Source organism: Sphingomonas sp. Leaf208 (genome assembly GCF_001421415.1).
In the GTDB taxonomy this organism is placed as follows: Bacteria; Pseudomonadota; Alphaproteobacteria; order Sphingomonadales; family Sphingomonadaceae; genus Sphingomonas.
In genome coordinates this window covers 477325-497986 of record NZ_LMKH01000012.1, presented here as the reverse complement: position 1 = coordinate 497986, position 20662 = coordinate 477325, and the positions used below count along the sequence as shown (strand labels likewise).

The following is a 20662-nucleotide window of genomic DNA, read 5'->3' as shown; positions in this document are numbered from 1 at the left end:
GACATTGACTTGACGGGTAGCACGGCCGCTGTCGTGGGTACCGGCCAAGCCGCAGCAATGAAGGGCTTTGTCACGCTCGCGAGTGCTGACGGTTCCAACTTTAAGGTCGACGGCTCCAATCTGGCCGATGCAGGACTCAACGTATCCGATGGTGTCAGCGTCACCGGTTCTGTGATCCCGGGCACTACGACTGCTCTCGCGGGCAATCTGGAAATCAACGGCGTTAAAATCCTCGCCACCACGGCTGTGGCTACAGCCGCTGGCAATCAGACAGCGATCGCCGATGCGATTTCGGCGCAGTCGGACAAAACTGGCGTGAAGGCGCAGGTCGACGCTACTGGCAAGATCAACCTGTATTCGACGGACGGCAGCGCGGTCCGCATTGGAGGCGGCAGCGATCTGGCAACCCTCGGCCTGCAGGCGCAGGGCGGCGTGACCGGCATGGCAACCAAGCTCGATATCTCGACCCAGTCGGCGGCATCGAGCGCAATGGCGAAGATCGATGCGGCGCTGGACAAGGTATCGGCGACTCGCGGTAATCTGGGTGCGGTGCAGAACCGTCTCCAAGTGACGGTGAACAACCTGACCACCACGTCGACCAACTTGTCGGACGCCAAGAGCCGTATCGAAGACACCGATTTCTCGGCGGAAACGACGGCACTCGCCAAGGCGCAGATCCTGAGCCAGGCATCGACCGCGATGCTCAGCCAGGCGAACCAGAGCCAGCAGAGCGTCCTGAAGCTGCTTCAGTAATCCGGACCGGCACCGGCACCGCCCCCCCCAAGGGTGTCGGTGCCGATCGGACCCGCCTTGCTTCCCAGAAGCGGGGGGCGGAGAAAACCCCGGTGGCGAAAGCCGCCGGGGTTTTTGCGTATCTGGCTTTCGCGTCGTGCGCGGCGTGTGCAACCGTGTACCGAGGGCATGCCGGTATTCGATTTGCGGGCTCCCTTGCACGACGCTCTTGGCGGCAGCGACGAGAGAGAACACACGAACCAGTCGTCGCGACGACCCTTGCCTCCGTCAGACCTCGCCTGCCCCCCCTTATTGGAGGATAACGTCTCCAGTCTCGTGCCCAGGCTTGCTGGTCGGCGCTAGAACGAAAAGGACGACAGGATCAGGAGGCCGGTCTGGAGTTCTTCCCTGTATCGTACTTCGGTTTCGCCGTTCGTCAGAGGCTGGTTCGCCGCCACGCCCTCCCCGAGTATGCGGGTATTTGGATCGATGACGACCCCGAAGCCGAGATTGAAGCTTTCGTCGCCCTTGCCGCGGCGGAACCCGAACATGAGGCCCATCCCGATCGCTTCGATGACGTCCTCGGTGCCGGGTTGCAGGGCGATGAAGGGACCGAACCCCCATTCCTTCTCGGTGCCGCTATTGTCCAGGCCGAGAAAATCGACGTTGCTTGGGGGTGTGAACAGGTAATGCGATTCAAGCATGATGCGCGCGCGGCCGTTGTCCTCGTCATTGACCCGGACGATGCCGTTGACGAGCGATGCATCGCTGATCCGGTCGCTCGTCCCGACGTCGAGCGTGAACGAGATGCCGATGCCGAAATCGATTCCGCCGAACGTACCTCGCGGCGCGGAAGGTGGAATGATTGCCAGGAGAGCCGGAACGGCGGGCGCCGGCGGCACGACCGCACCGGCCACGCCGACCGCGCCGACCGCGGGGAGGGCCGGGGGCGGGCTCGGACCAACGCCACCGGCGGGCGCAGGAATTGGAGGCACAGCCGGAACTACGACCGCCAACGTGGCGGGAGACTGGATCGGTCGATAGACGGCCAGCGCGGGCACGACCGCAGCGACCGTGGCGGTTACGGGGATCGCGATCAAATTGGGTGTGGCGCCGTCGAGCGACGCGAGTTGCTTATCCACCCCCGCGCGCTGATCGAGCAGTTCGCGTCGCTTGGCATCACGCCATTCCTGCGCGAGCGTGTCAGATGATCTCTGAGCCTCGGCAAGGTGCGGTGTCGCCAAAGTACTGGCCATCGCGCAGACCGCATATATCGATTTCATGTCCATATCCCCGTCGATCAAAGATGATCTAGGGGTAAGGAAACGTCTATCCAGGATATCTCCGAAACGGAGTCATCGTCTAGCGAGAGCAAGTGGCCATTGACTCAGATTTGTCGCGCGAGGGCCTTTTTCAACTTCGCATGCGCCGACGCCTTAATCTGGCACACCCTTGCCGAGCCGACGCCGAAGACTTCGCCGATCTCTTCGAGGTTGAGTTCCTCGACATAGTATAGTTGGATCACCTGCGCCTCGCGTTCCGGCAAGGCGGTGATCGCGGCGATGAGCGCTTCGCGCATGTCGCTATCCGCCAACTGTTCGAACGCGTCCGGCGTGTCGTCGGCGAACCAGGGGAGGTCGTCCGCATACATCTCGTCGATCGAGTCGAAGCGGATCGAGTCGGCGGTGACGTAGTCGGTGCGGAGTTTCTCGATCGTCACGCCGATATGCTCTGCGATCATGTCTTCTCCGGGAGCCTTGCCCGTGCGGGCGGTGAGCGTCGAGATCGCCTCGGCATATTGGCGACGGCGACGCATCGTGCCGCGTGTCGATGTCGCCTGGCGGCGGAGTTCGTCGATCATGCTGCCGCGCAGGCGGGTGATCAAGTAGGTCTTGAACGGCATCCCGCGCTCGTCGAAATTCGCGGCGGCCTCGACGAGCGCGACCAGGCCGACCTGGATCAAATCCTCGACCTCGACGCTGCTGCTCATGCTGCCGTGGACGTGCCAGGCGATCCGGCGGACCAGCGGGAGATGCTGTTTGACGAGCTGGTCCGCGTCGCCGCCGGGGCGTTGATGCGGGCGGTAGGTCAAAGGCTGGGCGTCTGCAAAAGCGCCGCGCATTGGGAGCGCGCTCATGCTGCGAGCGCCTGTTGGGAAGCGCCGATGACCGCGACGACCTCGACCGCCTTCTCCTCGGGCACTTCGAAGAACGACATGACCGGCGTATCGGGCAGGCACGTCCGCACCAGCTTGCGGATCGCGATGCGGATGGTCGGTTGGACCACCAGCGCGAACGGTTTCGCCTCGGCGATCAGCGGTTCGGCGGCGCGTTGCAGCGCCTCGACGATGCGGCGGCCGAGATCGGGTTCGATGACGTGGCGGCGCGATTGATCGGCGCGCATCGCCTGGCCGAGCAGACCTTCCAATTGACCCTCCAACGTCATGACGCGCAGCGGTTCGCGCACGCCGCACAGTTTCTGGATGATGAGTGCGCCGAGTTCGGGACGGATCGTCTCGATGATCTCCTCGGCATCCTGCGTGCGCTGCGCCGCGACCGCGATGGCGCCGGCGATGCGCCGGAATTCCCTGAGCGGGACGTTCTCCGCGAGCAGACCTTTCAGGACCTGCGTCAGCGTCGTGATCGGCAGCGGTGCGAGCGCAGCCACCAGCTGTGCGGCGCGTTCCTTGAGACCGTCGAGCAGCGCCTGCACTTCGTCCTGGCCGAGCAGCTCGGACGCGTTCTGGCCGAGCAGGTGGTTCAGATGCGTCGCCATCACGGTGCCGGGATCGACCACGAGATAGCCCGCGCCGGTCGCGGCATCGGCGTCGCCCGCATCGACCCAGGTCGCGTCTAGCCCGAAGGTCGGATCCTTGACCTTCTTGCCGAACAGGTCGCCGAACGCCTGGCCGGTGTCGAGCGCGAGCATCTCGTCGGGCGACACGGTGTCCTCGCCGACGACGACGCCGTTGACCAGGATGCGGTAGACGTAGGGTGCCAAATTGATGTCGTCGCGAACGCGGACCTGCGGCACGACGAAGCCGAGTTCCTTCGACAGCTGCCGACGCACGCCGGTGATCCGGCCGATCAGCGGCGACCCGCGACGCTCGTCGGCGAGCGGCACCAAGCCGTAACCGATGTCGAGGTTGACCTGCATGCCATCCGTAACTTCCTCCCAGCCGATCTTCGACTGGTCGATCGTCTCGACGGGTACGACTACGACGGGGGCAGGACGGCGCTCGATCTGGCGCAGCTTCCACGCGGCGAACCCGGCGATCGCCGCGGCGGGCAGGATGACCATATGCGGCATACCGGGCAGGATGCCGAGCAGCGCGAGGATGACCGCGACCGGCGTCCAGGTGCGTGGGCTACCGAACTGGCCGCCGATCTGGCCGGCGAGATCCTTGTCGGAGGTGACGCGCGTGACGATCGAGGCGGCGGCGATCGACAGCATCAGGCTCGGCAGCTGCGCGACGAGCGCGTCGCCGATCGCGAGCAGGATGTAATTGTGCGCGGCATCCGCGATCGTCATGCCGTGGCTGACGGGTCCGAGGATCAGGCCGCCGATGATGTTGGCGGCGAGGATCAGCATCGCCGCGACCGCATCGCCCTTCACGAACTTCGACGAGCCGTCCATCGAGCCGTAGAAATCGGCTTCGGTCGAGACTTCGACGCGGCGCGCCTTGGCTTCGTCTGGCGTGATGAGGCCGGCGTTGAGGTCGGCGTCGATCGCCATCTGCTTGCCGGGGAGCGCGTCGAGCGTGAAGCGCGCGCTGACTTCGGAGACGCGGCCGGCGCCCTTGGTGACGACGATCATGTTGATGATCATCAAAATCGCGAAGACGAAGATGCCGACGACGTAATCGCCGCCGATCAGGAACGTGCCGAACGCCTCGATGACATGCCCCGCCGCGCTTTCGCCCTCGTGGCCATGGACCAGCACGATGCGGGTCGAGGCGACGTTGAGGCCTAGGCGGAAGAGGGTGGCGAACAGGAGAACGGTCGGGAAGGCGGAGAAATCGAGCGGCTTCTGCGCGTTGAGCGCGACCATCAGCACCGCGAGGCTGATCGCGATGTTCGCCACGAAGAAGATGTCGAGCATGAACGCCGGGATCGGCACGACCATGACGAGCACGAGCAGCAGGATCGCGAGCGGCAGGACCGACGCGCGGGCGTTGGAGAGAATGCGGTTCATGGCTTAGCCGCCCAACCGTGCGAGCATCATGTATGCTAGGCGCGCGGTGTCGGGTGTCGGGCGCAGGACGTTCACCGCGGCCTGCGTCGCCTTGCCGGTGAACCTGCCCATTGCAGTTGTTGCCCAGGCCAGCGCGTCGTCGACGCTTTCGTTGCCTCCAGTGATGACCGTGGAGCCATTCATGTCGAGCGCCTGCGCGGCGTAGTTGGCGGGCGTCGCGGTCGCGCTTGCCCCGGCGGCGGCACCGCCGAGCTTGTCGGCGAACCGGTCGTAGATCGCCGACAGCGTGCGTGGCTGATTGTTCGAATCGTAGAAGACGTTGTGGTTCGCGCGTGCCGCGGCGGGGAAGAGCGCCGCGCCGCTCGCCCGCGGGTTGGCCTGCATCGTCTTGAGGAACTTGGTCGCGCCGCCGAGACCCATAAAGTGCGCCATGTAGAGATCGGTGCCCGAGGCTGGGCGGTTCAGCGTGCCTTCGAGCGAGGCCTTGTTGTCCGACGCGTATTCGGCCGCCATCATCGACGACGCATTGGGATCGTTGCGCAGCGCGAGGATCGCTGCCTTGGTGCCGGTATCGCCGACCGAGAGGCGGCCGCTCGACGACTGGCCGATGCTGTTCGCGGCCCACGCCATGCCGTGCTCGGCGCCGTGCTTCTTGACGACGGAGAGCCAGCTCTGTTCGATGAACTGATAGAGGCCGGAGGCGCTCGACGTGCCGGCCTTGGCATTGGCGTTGAGCCCGCTCTCGAGCTTTGCCTGGCCCAGCAGATAGTCGAAATCCACGCCCGTCTTGCTGCTCGCAAGCGCGATCGCGGACTGGATCCGGCCGGTAGTGATAGGATTGACGGTCATGCCCGTGTGCTGTGCCCTTGGTTCAGGGGGTGCTCAGCAAGGGGCGTGCCAGTTTTGGTCCTTGGTTCCCGTAACGCCGTCATCCTGACGAAAGTCAGGACCAGGATGGCGGAGGGCTGCCCGTCGTGGCTCTGGGTCCTGACTTTCGTCAGGATGACGGAGTGGGGAAGGGTAAGTGCGCTACTTACGCGTACGCTGCCCGCAACCCAGGCCGATACCCGGCAACGGCACCGTCGCCGGTCAGGGTTTGCAGGCGGCGGCGAACATTTGCCGCCATCAAGTTGGTGTAGATCCGGCAGGTCTCGTTGAGCCGGTTGGCCTCGTCGGCCAGCTCGCGGATCTCGGTGCCCGCAGGCCCGGTGCCCAGTAACGCGACCTGTTCGATCCCGGCAAGCTTATCGGCGGTTGCGCGCTCGAGGCTGGCGACGTCGTTCGACTTCAGCGCGGCGATCTCGGCGTGCAGCGCGTCGATCACGCGGATCAGGGCATCACGCCGTTTCATTGGAATTCCAGGCGAGACTGAGCGCCATCAGCCGGTCGGCGATGGTTGCGGGAAGGATGGGGAAGGTGCCGCTGGCGATCGCCTTCTTGATCTCGGCGACGCGCGTCGCGTTGATCGGTGGCGACGATGCCATCGTCTTGGCGAGCGCGATCGATTCCGACAGGACGGTAGCCTGTTGCGCAGGCTGCTGTACCGGCGTCTGAACCGCATTTGTCTGAACGGGGGTCGCCGGCGTCGTGGCAGCAATGCGCGCGACGGAGCGATCTCCTGCTACTGACGGCTTTGCACCGATCGAGTCCACCATGTCCGCATCCTCTGGTTTGCGATGACATCAGGAGGAACGGCCGCACGGGAAAAACCTTTAGTAAAATTAATCTGTTGCCTGAATTTTAGTTTGACCACCCGGGAAGGGTGGCGCGACCCGCGTCCACGGCGATCGCCTGGACCGGCGTACGCGTGTCGTCGACCTTGACCATGAAGCGGCCGCCGGGGGCGGCGTCGCCCATCGCGACACCTTCGCGGCTGATCGAGAACCCTTCGGTCCCCGCCTCGATCACGATCGGATCGCCGCGCTTTATGACTGGCGCGACCTTCACGGCTGGCGCGAACGAGGCGGCGACCGCAGCGGGCGCGTTGGCCGGGCGGACCACCTGCACGAAGATCCGCCATGCCGGCCCCGCGCACGATACGACCACCGCGTCATGCTGTTCGGAGCGCCACGACAGCGACACCGTAGGGCAGGTCGCGAGCCGCAACCGCGCGTCGATCGGCGTGCGGGCGCCACCCTCGGCGCCCGTCGGTCGGCCGGTGAACGCGGCAACCGAGCGATCGAGTGCGGCGGTATCCTGGAAGCTCGCGGCCATGAGCAGGAACGGGATGATCATTGAGCGGTCCTTTGAACGTCACCCCGTGGGGGTTCGCCGACGAAGGCGACGGAGACGATGGCGGCGCGGCGGCCGGGCTTGGTAGCGGTGACGATCGCGACGCGGGACGGCGCGACCGCGGCGAGCGCAGCGGCAACAATGCGCGCGCGGTCGGCGGCAAGGATCGCAGTGCTACCCGTCACGCGGTCAATATCGGCGGACGTGCCGTCGGTGGAGCCGGTGACGGTGAGCATGACGCGAGGGTCGCGCGCCGCTTCCCGCGCCCAGGCGACGAGCGCGCCCGGCGTGGTCGGCAGGATCGCCGAACCGGGCGCAAAATCGAGGATCCCGGCGGCGGCGACGGGCATCGGCGTTGGCTCGGTATCGTTGGCGCCGAAGCCTTCGCGGATACCCTTGGCCAGGTCGCCCTTCGTCATACCGGCGCCGCCGATATGTTGGGTCGCCTGGAGCAGCACGAGGAAGCCGACGAGCAACAGCGCGAGGTCGGCGAGCGTGATCAGCCAGAGCGGCTTGCCGGTCGGCGTATCGGGATACTCGCTCGCGTTCACGCGACGGTGGCCAGAACAGGTGCGACGTAGCCGCGCGGCGTCTCGCGTTCGGCCAGCGCGACGAGCGGCGCTTCGATACGCGCGCGCTCGAACGCCTCGTTGCGCCCCTGCGTGCGGAGGCGGTTGGCGATCGGCATGAACAGCAGGTTTGCGAACAGCGCGCCGTACAGCGTAGCGAGCAGCGCCACCGCCATCGCGCCACCGATCGCGCCGGGATCGCTCATCGTCGCGAACATCTGCGCGAGGCCGATCAGCGTACCGACCATGCCCATTGCGGGTGCGACCTCGGCAGCACCGGCCCAGACGTCGGCGGCGGCGACGTGGCGTTCTATACGGGCGCGACGGCGATGCTGGACCAGCGTCGCGACGTCGGTCGCAGAGCTGCCGTCGACGATTGCGGCGATGGCGGCGGCGACGTCACCGTCGGTGATGACCGAGCGATCGAGTGCCATCACCCCGTGACGCTTGGCGATCCGCGAAAGCGCGGTGATCTGGAGCAGCAACGGATCGGCATCGAACCGGCCGCGGCCAAGCGTCGTGACCGCGGCCAGCGCGCGGACGAGGTCGCGGAAGGGCGTGCGAAGAACGACGGCGACAGCGGTGCCGCCACCGACGATGGCGAGCGCTGCGGGGTCGAGCAGTTGTGCGAGCGTGATCATGTGCGTGGGGCGATGCAAGGGACGGGCCAGATTAGCGGGCATCATGGCGGGCGCTTCGGCTACACTCAGGAGAGCCTCGTTCTGGCGATAGCGATCCACGTCGTCGATGGCTTCAGTTACGCCGAGCGGTGGACCTCGGATCAGGTCCGGGGTGATGGGGTGGGCAGGGAGCCGCAGCTCTCCGCCGAAAGCACCACCCCGGCGAAGGCCGGGGCCCAATTGGGGGACGCTGCTAACTGCGGATGCGCTTCGTTACTGCAACCTCTCCAATTGGGCCCCTTCCTTCGCCGGGGTGGTGGCAGTGGGTGAGGGACAGCGCCCGCTTCTTTGTTCTCCCGCGAAGGCGGGAGCCCAGACTGGGTCCCCGCCTTCGCGGGCAAACATAGGCAGCGTCAGAATCCTGTCTTTGGTCTCGTAACCAACCGGCAACCCCTTTGCCGCTCACCCCTGCAACACCGGCAACCTCTTGCCGTTCGCCTTGCCGCCGTCCGGCAAACCGCCATTCCCCACCCTGATCGCCAAAACTGGCACGGCCATTGCTTATGTCCGGTTGCGCAATGGTTGCGCCAGGAGACGGGCTTGTGTCAGGCGACACGCTTTTCGGGGTTCACGGGGCGGCACTCGAGGTGCGCTCGCAGCGCATGGGCGTGCTGGCGTCGAACATCGCCAACGCCTCGACGCCCGGCTTCAAGGCGCGCGACATCGATTTCCAGGCCGCGCTCGCGTCGGTCGAGAATGACGGCGGCACCAATGCCGCAACCAAGTTCCGCATCCCGACGCAGACCTCGATGGACGGCAACACCGTCGAGCTGAGCCAGGAGCAGACCGCGTTCGCCGAGAACGCCGTCCAGTATCAGACGACGCTGTCGTTCCTGAACGGGCGGATCGGCCAGATCACCCGCGCGCTGAAGGGAGATTAAGCCATGTCCAACCAGCCCATGACGATCTTCCAGGTCGCCGGCCGCGCGATGTCCGCGCAGCTCGTCCGGATGAACACCACCGCGTCGAACCTCGCCAATGCCGGCGGCACCGCGGGGTCCGCCGAGGCCGCCTACAAGACGATGAAGCCGGTGTTCCGCACCAGCTTCGATGCGGCGAGCGGCATGTCGACGGTCGACGTCGAGCGCGTCGTCACCGCCGGTGAGGCGCCGACCAAGCGCTACGACCCCGACAATCCGATGGCCGACAAGGATGGCAACATCTTCGAGGCGGCGGTCGATGAAACCCGCGAGATGGTCGACATGATGGAGACCGCCCGCAGCTACCAGAACAACATCGAAGTGATGAACACGGCCAAGTCGCTCATCATCGATACCCTCAAGCTAGGCCGCTGATCATGGCAACCTCCTTCGACACCACGCTCTCCAGCATTGGCATCAACCGTTCGTCGGCTGCCACGGCCACCAAGACGACGACGGCGGCGGCGGCGGGGTCGCTTAATCAGAATGACTTCCTGAAGCTGATGACCGCGCAGATGCAGAACCAGGACCCGTTCAACCCGGTCGACAACACCCAGATGGTCGCGCAGATGGCGCAGTTCTCTTCGCTCGCCGGCATCTCCGAGATGAACACGACGATGAAGGCGATCTCCGACAAGCTCGGCGCGACCAGCGCGAGCGATGCGATGGGCTATGTCGGCAAGACCGTCCTGACCGAGGGCAGCACCGCGTACGGTCGTACCGGCGGCGGGATCGCGGGCTCGGTCGAGCTGGCGGGCGCGGCGAGCGGCGTCAACGTCACGATCAGCGATGCGAACGGCGCCGCGCTCCGGACGATGGCGCTCGGGCCGCAGGCCAAGGGTACCGTCGGCTACGATTGGGACGGCAAGGACGCGGCCGGCGCGGATGCCGGCAGCGGCCCGTTCACCGTCAGCATCAACGCGCAGAACAACGGCACCACGGTCGCCGCGACCGGGCTGGTCTGGGCACCTGTCCAGTCGGTCTCGACCACCACCGGATCCACCATCCTCACCCTTCCCGGGATCGGCGAAGTGCCGGTCAGCGCAGTCCGCCAGATCGGCTGATCGCACCCTCGATTTCAAGGAGTTAAACGCATGTCCTTCTACACTTCGCTTTCCGGTCTCCAGGCATCGCAGACCGAGATGTCGACGATCTCGCACAATCTGGCGAACGTCTCGACCAACGGCTTCAAGAAGAGCCGCACCGATTTCGCCGACGTGATCGCATCCAGCGTGTCGGTCGCGCCGTCGCAGCAGATCGGCTCGGGCGTCATGGTCAAGGGCAACCGCCAGCAGTTCGCGCAAGGCAATCTGATCCAGTCGGCGAACGCGCTCGATCTCGCGGTGTCGGGCGACGGTTTCTTCGTGGTAAAGCCCGAGACCGCCTCATCGCAGGTCAACTTCACGCGTAACGGCGGCTTCCTGGTCGATGCCGATCGCTTCGTGGTTGATTCGAACGGCAGCCACCTCCAGGTCTATCCGGTCGACGGATCGGGCAGCGTTGTCGCCACCGGGCTCCAGTCCGCGATCAGCCTGCAGCTGCCCGAGACGAGCGGCACTGCGGCCCCCACCAAGACGGTCACGCTGGGCGTCAACCTCAACGCGAGCTCGAAGCTCCCGACCACCGCGACCTTCGATCGCTTCGATCCGTCGAGCTACAACCAGTCGGCGCAGACCACCGTCTACGACGCGTCGGGCAACGCGATGACGCTGACCAATTATTTCAAGCGCACCTCGGTATCGACTGATGCCAACACGCCGAGCACGTGGGAAGTCCACAGCTTCGTCGGCGACAAGGAACTGACGTCGGGCGGCGTTGCCGGCTCGACGATGACGTTCGACGGGACGGGCAAGCTGACCGCGCCGACCGCGCCGATCGCCTATGACGAATTCATCACCGCCGGTTCGGCGACCCCCCAGCAGATCGCCTTCAGCTTCGGCGGCGACGCCACCACGCAGAAGGCAAATGCGTTCGCAGTGAACTCGCGGAATCAGGACGGCAAGGCGGTCGGCCAGATCCAGGGCGTGACGATCGACGAGAAGGGCATCGTCAAGGCGAGCTTCTCGAACGGCGACACGCAGGCACTCGGCCAGGTGATGCTCGCCAATTTCTCGAACCCCGAGGGACTGCGCCAGCTCGGCAACAGCTATTGGTCGTCGACCGGCGTGTCGGGCACGGCAAAGCTGGGCGAGGCGGGCTCGAGCGGCTTCGGCAACCTGATGTCGGGGACGATCGAGCGGTCGAACGTCGACATCACCGAGGAACTGGTCAGCCTGATCGCGGCACAGCGCAATTTCCAGGCGAATTCGAAGGCCCTGGATACCGCCAGTCAGATTTCGCAGACCATCTTCAACATCCGCAGCTGATCGACAGCGGACGGGGGACCCTGAATGGACAAGCTGGTCTACACCTCGGCGACGGGCCTGCGCGCGCACATGGCGGCGCAGGCGGCAATTGCCAACAACATGGCGAACGCATCAACGACGGGGTTCCGCGCCGACCGCGTAGTGTTCGACCGGCTCGATCTGAAGGGCGACGGCACCACGCTGGAGGCGCGCGCGCCGACGTCGGAAGAAGTCACCGACGCGGACCGCGCACCCGGTGCGATCCAGTTGACCGGTCGTCCGCTCGACGTCGCGATTACCGGCACCACCGCATGGCTGGCGGTGCAGGCATCGGACGGGTCGGAAGCGTACACGCGGCGCGGTGATCTTGAGGTTGCGCCGTCGGGCGTGCTGCAGACCGGCGACGGGCATCCGGTGATCGGCTCGGGGGGGCCGATCACCCTGCCGCCCTACCAGTCGCTGTCGATCTCGGCCGACGGGGCGATCTCGATCATCCCGCAGGGTGGCGACGCGAAGAACCCGCAGGTCATCGACAAGCTCAAGCTCGCCGACACCAAGGGGTCCGATACGGTCAAGGGCCTCGACAACCTACTGCGGGTCAAGGGCGGGGGGACGTTGCCCGAGGATCTCAATGCCAAGGTGCAGGGCGGTGCGATCGAGGGATCGAACGTCAACATGACGCAGGCGCTGGTCGACATGATCGAAAACCAGCGCAGTTACGAAGTCCAGGCCAACATGTTGAAGTCCGCCAAGGACATGGATGAAAGCGGTGCATCGCTGATGCGCCTGCCGAGCTAGAAGGAACCGACGAATGTCATCCGCAGCCATGCATATCGCGCGTACCGGGCTCGACGCCCAGGATACCCGCATGCGCGTCATCTCGAACAATCTCGCCAACGTGAACACCACGGGCTTCAAGAAGGACCGGGCGGCGTTCGAGGCGCTCGCCTATCAGGTCGTGACGACGCCCGGCGCGCAGAGCACCGCGGAAACGAAATACGCCACCGGGCTCAACCTCGGCACCGGCGTCCGGCTCCAGGGCACCGCCCGGATCGACACGCAGGGCGCAATGCAGACCACGGGCAACAGCCTCGATCTCGCGCTCGATGGTGACGGTTATTTCCAGGTGCAGATGCCCGGCGGCACGCTCGGCTATACCCGAGCCGGTAACTTCTCGCGCTCGGCGGAAGGCCTGCTGGTTACCAGCGAAGGCTATCAGGTGCAGCCCGGCATCACGGTCCCCGAGGGTACGACCGCGATCACGGTCGGCTCCGACGGCACCGTGTCCGCGACCGTTCCCGGCCAGACCGAGGCGACGCAGATCGGCCAGATCCAGGTTGCGAACTTCCCGAACGGCGCAGGGCTCCAGGCGACCGGCGACAACTACCTCGTCGAGACCGCCGCCAGCGGTGCCGCCAATGTCGGCGTCGCGGGGCAGGACGGTCGCGGCAACATCAAGCAGGGCATGCTCGAGGCGTCGAACGTCAACGTCGTCGAGGAACTCGTCGACATGATCGAGACGCAGCGCGCGTACGAGGTCAATTCGAAGATGATCTCGGCGACCGACGACATGCTCAAATACGTCAACCAGAACATCTGATCGTGATGCGCAACGCTCCCATCGCCGCGCTCGCCGGCACGCTCCTCATCGCCGGGCTCGGCGCGTCCCCGGTGGACGCCAGCCTGTTCGGCAAGAAGGCACCGCCCGAGGATTTCTCGGTCGCGCGCCCCCTGCCGGTCGTGACGGTGCCGGTCGTCGCGACCGGCTCGATCTTCCAGGCGCAGGATGGCTACGCGGCCCTCTATGAAGGCTGGCGGGCGCGGAAGGTCGGCGATCCGCTGACGATCGTGCTGGTCGAGCGCACCGCCGCGTCGAAATCGTCGGGTTCGAAGCTCGACAGCAACGGCGGGGCGAGCATCACGCCGCCGACCACCGGCGCGCTCAACCTGTTCGGCAAGAGCGATGCGACGATCAGTGGTGGGCGCAATTTCAACGGCACCGGCGCCGCCGACCAGGCGAACTCGCTGTCGGGTGAAGTCAGCGTCACCGTCGCGCAGGTCTATCCCAACGGCACGATGCTGGTGCAGGGCCAGAAGCGCGTCACGCTCAACCGCGGCGATGAGTTCCTGAAGATCAAGGGCCTCGTCCGTACCGCCGACGTCGACGCGAACAACCGCGTGCTGTCGACGCGGGTCGCCGACGCGCAGATCTCGTACACCGGCAAGGGCGACGTCGCCCGCGCCGGCCGGCAGGGGTGGCTCGGCCGCTTCTTCTCCGTCGTCAGCCCGTTTTGATGCGCAACACCCAGCCGTCCGTTCTGAATAGAGACCGAGTAGTGCCGGAGGCGCGTATCGAGGGCTCGTATCGAAGGACAGGTTGGGGCGCGCTGCGGGTGCTTCGATACGTACCCTCGATACGCCGCTGCGCGCCTACTCGGTCGCTACTCAGCACGAACGGTAAAGGACTAACGATCGTGTCTCGTCTATTTGCAGGTCTCCTCACCGCCCTCCTCGCATCGCTCCTGATCGCCGCGCCGGCCTCGGCCGACCGGATCAAGGATCTCGGCGGGTTCCAGGGTATCCGTTCGAACCAGCTGACCGGCTACGGCATCGTCGTCGGCCTGCCAGGCACGGGCGACGACAATCTCGAATACACCGTGCAGTCGTTGAAGGCGGTTGCATCGCGCTTCGGTCTGCAGCTGCCGCCGTCCGCGAATCCGGGCATGAAGAACGCGGCGGTGGTGATGATCACCGCCGAACTGCCGCCGTTCGCGAAACCCGGCCAGCGTCTCGACATCACCGTCGCCTCGATGGGCAAGGCCAAGTCGCTCCGCGGCGGCAGCCTGATCATGACCCCGCTGCTCGGGGCCGATAACCAGATCTATGCGATGGCGCAGGGCAATCTCGCGGTCGGCGGGCTTGGTGCAGAGGGCGCGGACGGGTCGAAGATCGTCGTCAACGTACCGTCGACCGGCCGCATCCCCGAGGGTGCGACTGTCGAACGCGCGGTCGCGACCGGGTTCGACAGCGCGCCGACGCTCACGTTCAACCTCGCGCGTGCCGATTTCACCACCGCGCAGAATGTCGCCGGCGCGATCAATTCGAAATTGGGCTTCGGCAGCGCGCAGGCGATCGACGCGGTCTCGGTCGCAGTTCGCGCGCCGATCGGCGCCGATATCCGCGCGACGCTAATGTCGACGATCGAGAATCTCGACGTCGTCTCTGCCGAGCCGTCCGCCAAGGTGATTGTCAACGCGCGCACCGGCACCGTGGTCATCAACTCGGCGGTCCGCGTGGGGCCGGCGGCGATCACCCACGGCAAAATGACGGTGCGGATCGACGAGAAGCCACAGGTCAGCCAGCCAGCCCCGTTGAGCCAGGGGCAGACCGCGATCACCCCGAACAGCCGCGTCGCGGTCGAGGAGGAGCGTCGCCCGATGTTCCTGCTGAACCCCGGCCCCAAGCTCGCCGACATCGTCAAGGCGGTCAACGCGATCGGCGCTTCGCCGGCCGATCTGGTCGCTATCCTCGAGGCGCTGAAGGAAGCCGGCGCGCTCAAGGCCGAGTTGATCGTCCTGTGAGCCCGCTCAACGCCCCCCTCTCGCCGACGGCCGCTTCGACGACGGGCATCTCGTCCGACACCAGCCGCCTCAAGTCGAAGGACAATCTCGAAAAGGCCGGCAAGCAGTTCGAGGCGGTTTTCACCGGCATGATGCTGAAGAGCATGCGGCAGGCGAAACTTGCCGACCCGCTGTTCGATTCGAAGGCGATCGATACCTTCACCGACATGCAGGACGGGTTGGTCGCCAAATCGATGGCCGAGCACACGCCGCTCGGCATCGGCAAGGCGATGACCGATTTTCTGAGCAAATCGCAATCCGATCTTAACCAGACTGCTGCAGACTCGCCGCCATGAGCGATCTCCTCTCGATCGGCGCCTCGGGCGTTCGCGCCTACCAGACCGCGTTGTCGACGGTGTCGGAGAACATCGCGAACACCGGAACGGTCGGCTATACGCGGCGCACGACGACGCTGGCTGAGGTCTCCTCGGTCAATGGCGGGATCAACGCGCGCAACTCGGCGACCGGCAGCGGCGTGATCGTCGTCGGCGTGGGTCGCAGCGCCAACGCGTATCGATCGCAAGCGGTTCGCTCGGCGGGCACCGATCTCGGCAAGACCGAGACCAGCGTCGCCTGGATGAGCCGGATCGAATCGTCGCTCGGCGACAACAAGCTCGGCGATCGCCTCACCAGTTTCTTCAGTTCGGCGCAGACCCTGTCGGCCGACCCGACCTCCGTACCGGCGCGCGCGGTCATGCTCGAAGCGGCGAAGACTGCCGCCCAGGCCTTTGCCGCGACGGGCAAGGCACTCGATACCGCCGCGACCGAACTCGATTCGTCCGCGTCGCAGGCGGTCCAGTCGCTCAACTCGCTCGGTACCGCGCTTGCCAAGGTCAATGATGGGCTCGCGCGGACGCCGCCGGGATCGTCCAGCGCGGCGCAGCTCGCCGACCAGCGCGATCAATTGCTCGACCAGATGAGCACGCTGACCGACGTCAGCACCGCGTTCGATGACCTCGGGCGCGCGACGGTTCGGCTCGGTGGCACGACCGGCACGGTGTTCGTCGTCGGCAACCAGAGCGGACAGGCGTCGTTCGCGCGCAACGACGAAGGCGCGGTGCAGTTCGCGGTCATCCGCGATGGTGTCACGACCGATTTGTCACCAACGGGTGGCGCACTGGCCGGAATGGCCGAGGGCGCGCAGCGTATAGCCGCGGTGCGCGGGTCGCTCAATGGCATCGCCAGCGACTTCACCACCCAGGTCAACGCGGTCCAGGCGCAAGGCCGCGATCTCAGCGGGAACCCAGGCGCCGCTCTCTTCGAGACCGGCACCCGTCCCGCCGACATTTCCGTCTCGCTGACCGATCCGCGCGGGATCGCCGCGGCGGGCGCGACCGGCGCCGTGCGCGACGCGTCCAACCTCGCCGCCTTGCAGGCGCTTCGGACCAGCGGCGGGTTCGAAACGCGGACCACCACGCTGATCGCCGGCAACGCCGCCGCGCTCGAACAGCGCAAGACGGTTGCCGATGCGCAAGGCGCGATCCGCGACGGCGCGGTCGCGTCGCTGGCCTCTTCGTCGGGTGTCGACCTGGATAGCGAGGCGGTCGACCTGCTGCGCTTCCAGCAGGCCTATCAGGCGTCGAGCCGCGTGATCCAGACCGCGCGCGACACGTTCCAGACCATCCTCGATCTACGGTAACGCTCATGCAGATCGCCACCAGCCTTTTCTACGATCGTGCCGCGAGCACGATGGCGTCGCTTACCGGCAAGGCGGATGCGCTCCAGACGCAGATCGCGAGCACCAAGCGGTTCTCCGCGCCGTCGCAGGACAGCGTCGCGTATCAGCGGCTCGCCGGGCTCGCGCGCGATACCGCGAACGACAAGGCGTATGCCGCGAACCTCGATACCGCCGCATCGGTGCTGACGCAGGCCGATACCAGCCTGACCGCGATCACCGATCAGTTGCAGAGCGCGGCGGAGCTCACGACGCAGGCGCTGAACGGCACGCTCAACCCGGCGAACCGCAAGGCGATCGGGGTCCAGCTCGCCGGTATCGTCGCGACGCTCGCCAATCTCGCCAATGCCAAGGACGCCCGCGGTCAGGCGTTGTTCGGAGGCGCCGATGGAGCGCCTGCGGTCGCCGCGGATGGCACCTACGCGCTCGCCGGAAAGCCGGTATCGGGTATCCCGATCGGTGACGGCCAAAGCATCCAGGCGAACGAAACCGCCGCGCGCATCTTCACCGTCGGCGGCAAAGCCAACGCCGAAGGCGGCATTGATGGCGGTATCAACACCCTGGAAATGCTCGCCGCCATCGCGACCGCGCTGCAATCCGACGATTACACGCCGGGCGCGCTCGGTACCTCGCTGGAAGACATCAGTGCGGCATCCGATCAGGTGTCGATGGTCCAGTCGTCTCTTGGCGCTCGGGCGGCGCGAGTCGATCTGGAGGCGGCGCGGTTGAAGGATACCGGCGTGGACCGCGAAGAGACTCGCTCCGCGCTCGAGGACACCGACATCCCGACGGCGGTGGTCGAGTTGCAGAAGACGATGACGATACTGTCGGCGACGCAGGCCAGCTTCTCGAAGCTCTCGGCGCTGTCGCTCTTCGATTATCTTCGCTGACCGTATTTAATTGCGCAGGCGCGCATCTGGTAACCGGTTGGCTACCAAATCCGGTTAATTCTCTGGCGACGTAAGTGCCGCTGTCGGCCCTGGGGGAATTTCGAACACCATGTTTCCGGTCATCGGCATCGTCGTCCTGCTCGTCATGGTGTTCGGCGGATTCGCCTTCACCGGCGGCGCGCTCGGCCCCGTCATGGAGGCTATCCCGCACGAGATGCTGATCATCGGTGGCGCCGCCGCCGGCGCGCTGATCATCGGCAATTCGGGCAAGGAGCTGAAAGGTCTCGGCGCCGGCCTGGGCAAGGTCTTTAAGGGTCCGAAATACAAGAAGCAGGATTTTCTCGACGTCATCTTCCTCGTCAGCAGGTTGATGAAGATGCTGCGGATGGACGGGCCGATCGTTCTCGAGCCGCATGTCGAGGATCCGCAGTCTTCCGCCGTGTTCGCCGAATATCCGAAGCTCCTGAAGGACAAGGCGCTCATTAACCTCATCGCCGATACGCTGCGCCTGGTCGTGGTGTCGTCTGGTACGCTCGACGTGCATGCGGTCGAAGAGGTGATGGATCACTCGATCAAGAACCATCATCACGAGGAAGAGGCTGCGCACGGCACGCTCGCCAGTCTCGCCGACGCGCTGCCCGCGCTGGGCATCGTCGCCGCGGTGCTCGGCGTGGTGAAGACGATGGGCTCGATCGACAAGCCTCCGTCAATTCTAGGCGCGATGATCGGCTCGGCGCTGGTCGGGACGTTCATGGGCGTGCTGCTCGCCTACGGCATGGTCGCGCCGCTCGCGAACCGGCTGAAGCAGGTGCTCGATGCCGACGCCTCGATCTACGACGTGGTGAAGCAGATCATCATCGCCTCGCTACACGGTCATCCGCAGCCGCTGGTGATCGAGGCCGCGCGCTCGGGCATCGCGCACAAGAACCAGCCGGGCTTCGCCGAAGTCTTCGACGGGCTTCGTGGCAAGTAAGATGGGAGGCAAGTAACGTCATGGCCGCGCGCGCGCCCCACGGTACGAACCAGCCCCCCAAGGTCATCGTCAAGAAGATCTATATCGAGGCGCATGGCGGCCATCACGGCGGCGCGTGGAAAGTCGCGTACGCCGATTTCGTGACCGCGATGATGGCGTTCTTCCTGTTGCTGTGGATCGTCGGCGCGACCACCGAGAAGCAGCGCAAGGGCATCGCCGATTACTTCGCGCCGACCATCCTCAACACGCGCTCGCTGGGCATCGGCGGCGGCGGGCTGTTCGGCGGCGAATCGATCCTCGACAAGAATCGCATCGGGCCGAAGCCAGGACAGACCAGCATGGCTCAGCTTGCGATCCCGGATGCAGGGCTCGGCGGGCCGTCGGCGGGGACGGGGCCCAAGGGTTCGCTGAAGAGCCGCGATGCGCTGACCAAGGAAGACCAGAAGAACTTCGCGGCGTTGCGCAAGCGCGTGCTGGGCCAGATCTCCGGGAACGCTAGGCTGTCGCGGCTGCAGAATCATGTCCGCTTCGTGCCGACGCAGGACGGCATGCGAATCGATCTGGTCGACGACGCGGATTATTCGATGTTCGCCCTCGGCACGACCGCGCTCGATCCGGAAGCGTCGGCCTTGATCGGGATGATCGCGGGGTCGGTGCAGGGCATGCAGAACCCGATCATGATCCGCGGCCATACCGACAGCGTGCCGTATGGCGACCCGCGTGCGATGAACAACTGGATGCTGTCTTCGGGGCGCGCCGAGGCGACGCGGCGGCGGCTGTTGTCGGGTGGTACGCCCGAGCAACGGTTCGAGCGGATCGAGGGCGTCGCCGACCGCGAACCGCTGATCGTGAAAGATCCTGCCGACCCGCGCAATCGCCGCGTCGCGATCACGTTGCTTTACAGGCGTGGGATCTTCGCCAAGTAACGCCGCCGCGTTCCCACGGTACGCGCAACAAAAAAGGACCGGTGCCGCAAGGCGCCAGTCCTTTTTGTCGTCACTCGCTGCGTCGCTTATTCAGCGGCGGCGGCAGCGTCCGTCTTGCGCTTGCGGGTCGTCGTCTGCTGGGCAGGCGCCGAATCGGTCTTGCGCGGGCCGGGCTTGCGTCCGAGGCCGATCTTCTTCGCCATCGCACGACGGCTCTCCGAGTAGTTCTCGGCGACCATCGGGTAATCGGGCTTCAGTCCGTAGCGTTCGCGGTATTCGGCCGGCGTCATGCCGTGCGTCGCGAGGTGACGGCGCAAGGTCTTGTACGACTTGCCGTCGATCATCGAGATGATGTGATCCTTCGACGCGAGCGATTTGCGTGCCGTTACGGCAGGCGTGTATTCCGCGGCAGCTTCGACCGGAGCAGCTTCGATCGTGGTACCGAGCAACGTCGCGACGGTCTCATGCATCTTGCCGAGAAACGCGGGAACGTCATCAGCCGAACTCCGGGTATTCGGGTTGCCGAGCCATGCGATCGTCAGTTCTGTTGCCAGCTCGACGGCATTCAGGTCGGTGGTATCTTCGGCCATAGTATACTCCATTGTCCGCGGACGCCGTAACGGCGTGCGACATTGGGTTCAACCATCTAGATACGTTTTCAGCACATTAAAATTGTAAAAATCGACATTGGAAGCGCGAACGGGTGAATATCGGTTCATTTTGACTCCTCGCAATTCAAGTTTCCGAGCATGAACAAAGCAAGCACAGTGAAGATGTCATCGGGCGCTGACGGCTGGATTCCTGTCGTCGCGGCGGTCAGACCTCGGGTGACGGTCGCGTGCGTATCGTCGGCCGCGTCGATAGCTATCGCGCAACCTGTTCGGCACGCGTCGTAGCTGCGATGCA

General features: G+C 65.5%; 23 protein-coding genes and 1 pseudogene. 14 read left to right on the top strand and 10 right to left on the bottom strand.

Going from position 1 to position 20662, the window contains the following annotated elements:
* Window positions 1-498: 498 nt before the first annotated feature.
* Window positions 499-753 (top strand): annotated as a pseudogene (locus ASE69_RS22890) (flagellin); the annotation flags it as partial.
* Between the two features lie 338 nt (window positions 754-1091).
* On the opposite strand, the gene ASE69_RS08440 reads toward ASE69_RS22890, so the two are convergent.
* The 9 genes from ASE69_RS08440 to ASE69_RS08400 form a co-directional block, all read right to left on the bottom strand.
* Window positions 1092-2015, bottom strand: coding sequence for a hypothetical protein (locus tag ASE69_RS08440; RefSeq protein WP_156362232.1), 924 nt, complete (start codon window positions 2013-2015; stop codon window positions 1092-1094).
* Between the two features lie 104 nt (window positions 2016-2119).
* Window positions 2120-2869, bottom strand: a complete 750-nt coding sequence (locus tag ASE69_RS08435) for a FliA/WhiG family RNA polymerase sigma factor (RefSeq protein WP_056485101.1) — start codon at window positions 2867-2869, stop codon at window positions 2120-2122.
* Window positions 2866-4926 (bottom strand): flagellar biosynthesis protein FlhA, encoded by a 2061-nt coding sequence (gene flhA / locus ASE69_RS08430; RefSeq protein ID WP_056485099.1) that lies wholly within the window; start codon window positions 4924-4926, stop codon window positions 2866-2868. Before flhA ends, ASE69_RS08435 begins: the two co-directional genes overlap by 4 nt.
* 3 nt (window positions 4927-4929) lie before the next feature.
* Window positions 4930-5775 carry a hypothetical protein gene (locus ASE69_RS08425; protein WP_056485097.1) on the bottom strand — a complete coding sequence of 282 codons (846 nt, stop codon included), beginning with the start codon at window positions 5773-5775 and terminating at the stop codon, window positions 4930-4932.
* 184 nt (window positions 5776-5959) lie between these two features.
* Window positions 5960-6277, bottom strand: a complete 318-nt coding sequence (locus tag ASE69_RS08420) for a hypothetical protein (RefSeq protein ID WP_055881695.1) — start codon at window positions 6275-6277, stop codon at window positions 5960-5962.
* A complete protein-coding gene (gene flgM / locus ASE69_RS08415; protein ID WP_056485095.1) occupies window positions 6264-6581 on the bottom strand; it encodes a flagellar biosynthesis anti-sigma factor FlgM in 318 nt (105 codons plus the stop codon). Before flgM ends, ASE69_RS08420 begins: the two co-directional genes overlap by 14 nt.
* 85 nt (window positions 6582-6666) lie before the next feature.
* A complete protein-coding gene (locus ASE69_RS08410; RefSeq protein WP_056485093.1) occupies window positions 6667-7161 on the bottom strand; it encodes a flagella basal body P-ring formation protein FlgA in 495 nt (164 codons plus the stop codon).
* Window positions 7158-7709 carry a hypothetical protein gene (locus tag ASE69_RS08405; RefSeq protein ID WP_056485091.1) on the bottom strand — a complete coding sequence of 184 codons (552 nt, stop codon included), beginning with the start codon at window positions 7707-7709 and terminating at the stop codon, window positions 7158-7160. Before ASE69_RS08405 ends, ASE69_RS08410 begins: the two co-directional genes overlap by 4 nt.
* Window positions 7706-8368, bottom strand: a complete 663-nt coding sequence (locus tag ASE69_RS08400; RefSeq protein WP_082452975.1) for a motility protein A — start codon at window positions 8366-8368, stop codon at window positions 7706-7708. The genes ASE69_RS08405 and ASE69_RS08400 overlap by 4 nt, the downstream gene beginning before the upstream one ends.
* A gap of 641 nt (window positions 8369-9009) precedes the next feature.
* Here ASE69_RS08400 and ASE69_RS08390 point away from each other — a divergent pair.
* The 13 genes from ASE69_RS08390 to ASE69_RS08330 all read left to right on the top strand — a co-directional run bounded on the left by ASE69_RS08390 (window position 9010) and on the right by ASE69_RS08330 (window position 19756).
* The gene (locus ASE69_RS08390) at window positions 9010-9288 is read left to right on the top strand and encodes a flagellar basal body rod protein FlgB (protein WP_056485319.1); all 279 of its coding nucleotides are present in this window, start codon (window positions 9010-9012) and stop codon (window positions 9286-9288) included.
* A 3-nt stretch (window positions 9289-9291) separates the two neighbouring features.
* Complete coding sequence (gene flgC, locus ASE69_RS08385) at window positions 9292-9702, top strand: flagellar basal body rod protein FlgC (protein WP_056485088.1); 411 nt, start codon at window positions 9292-9294, stop codon at window positions 9700-9702.
* A gap of 2 nt (window positions 9703-9704) precedes the next feature.
* Window positions 9705-10391, top strand: coding sequence for a flagellar hook assembly protein FlgD (locus tag ASE69_RS08380; RefSeq protein ID WP_056485086.1), 687 nt, complete (start codon window positions 9705-9707; stop codon window positions 10389-10391).
* A 30-nt stretch (window positions 10392-10421) separates the two neighbouring features.
* Entirely contained in the window at window positions 10422-11693 is a 1272-nt protein-coding gene (locus ASE69_RS08375; RefSeq protein ID WP_056485084.1) for a flagellar hook protein FlgE, read from the top strand.
* A 24-nt stretch (window positions 11694-11717) separates the two neighbouring features.
* Window positions 11718-12470 (top strand): flagellar basal-body rod protein FlgF, encoded by a 753-nt coding sequence (flgF, locus tag ASE69_RS08370; RefSeq protein WP_056485082.1) that lies wholly within the window; start codon window positions 11718-11720, stop codon window positions 12468-12470.
* Between the two features lie 13 nt (window positions 12471-12483).
* Window positions 12484-13272, top strand: a complete 789-nt coding sequence (gene flgG, locus ASE69_RS08365; protein ID WP_056485080.1) for a flagellar basal-body rod protein FlgG — start codon at window positions 12484-12486, stop codon at window positions 13270-13272.
* Window positions 13273-13277: 5 nt separating this feature from the next.
* A complete protein-coding gene (locus ASE69_RS08360) occupies window positions 13278-13967 on the top strand; it encodes a flagellar basal body L-ring protein FlgH (protein ID WP_082452973.1) in 690 nt (229 codons plus the stop codon).
* 179 nt (window positions 13968-14146) lie between these two features.
* Window positions 14147-15253 carry a flagellar basal body P-ring protein FlgI gene (locus ASE69_RS08355; RefSeq protein WP_056485079.1) on the top strand — a complete coding sequence of 369 codons (1107 nt, stop codon included), beginning with the start codon at window positions 14147-14149 and terminating at the stop codon, window positions 15251-15253.
* Window positions 15250-15588, top strand: coding sequence for a rod-binding protein (locus tag ASE69_RS08350; RefSeq protein WP_056485078.1), 339 nt, complete (start codon window positions 15250-15252; stop codon window positions 15586-15588). The genes ASE69_RS08355 and ASE69_RS08350 overlap by 4 nt, the downstream gene beginning before the upstream one ends.
* Window positions 15585-16931 carry a flagellar hook-associated protein FlgK gene (flgK, locus tag ASE69_RS08345; protein ID WP_056485077.1) on the top strand — a complete coding sequence of 449 codons (1347 nt, stop codon included), beginning with the start codon at window positions 15585-15587 and terminating at the stop codon, window positions 16929-16931. The genes ASE69_RS08350 and flgK overlap by 4 nt, the downstream gene beginning before the upstream one ends.
* A 5-nt stretch (window positions 16932-16936) precedes the next feature.
* Window positions 16937-17857 carry a flagellin gene (locus ASE69_RS08340; protein ID WP_056485075.1) on the top strand — a complete coding sequence of 307 codons (921 nt, stop codon included), beginning with the start codon at window positions 16937-16939 and terminating at the stop codon, window positions 17855-17857.
* Between the two features lie 109 nt (window positions 17858-17966).
* Entirely contained in the window at window positions 17967-18830 is an 864-nt protein-coding gene (gene motA / locus ASE69_RS08335) for a flagellar motor stator protein MotA (protein WP_056485073.1), read from the top strand.
* A gap of 20 nt (window positions 18831-18850) precedes the next feature.
* The gene (locus ASE69_RS08330; RefSeq protein WP_056485071.1) at window positions 18851-19756 is read left to right on the top strand and encodes a flagellar motor protein MotB; all 906 of its coding nucleotides are present in this window, start codon (window positions 18851-18853) and stop codon (window positions 19754-19756) included.
* Between the two features lie 86 nt (window positions 19757-19842).
* Here the strand turns inward: ASE69_RS08330 and ASE69_RS08325 are convergent, their stop codons facing one another.
* Entirely contained in the window at window positions 19843-20346 is a 504-nt protein-coding gene (locus ASE69_RS08325; RefSeq protein WP_056485069.1) for a MucR family transcriptional regulator, read from the bottom strand.
* Between the last annotated feature and the right edge of the window lie 316 nt (window positions 20347-20662).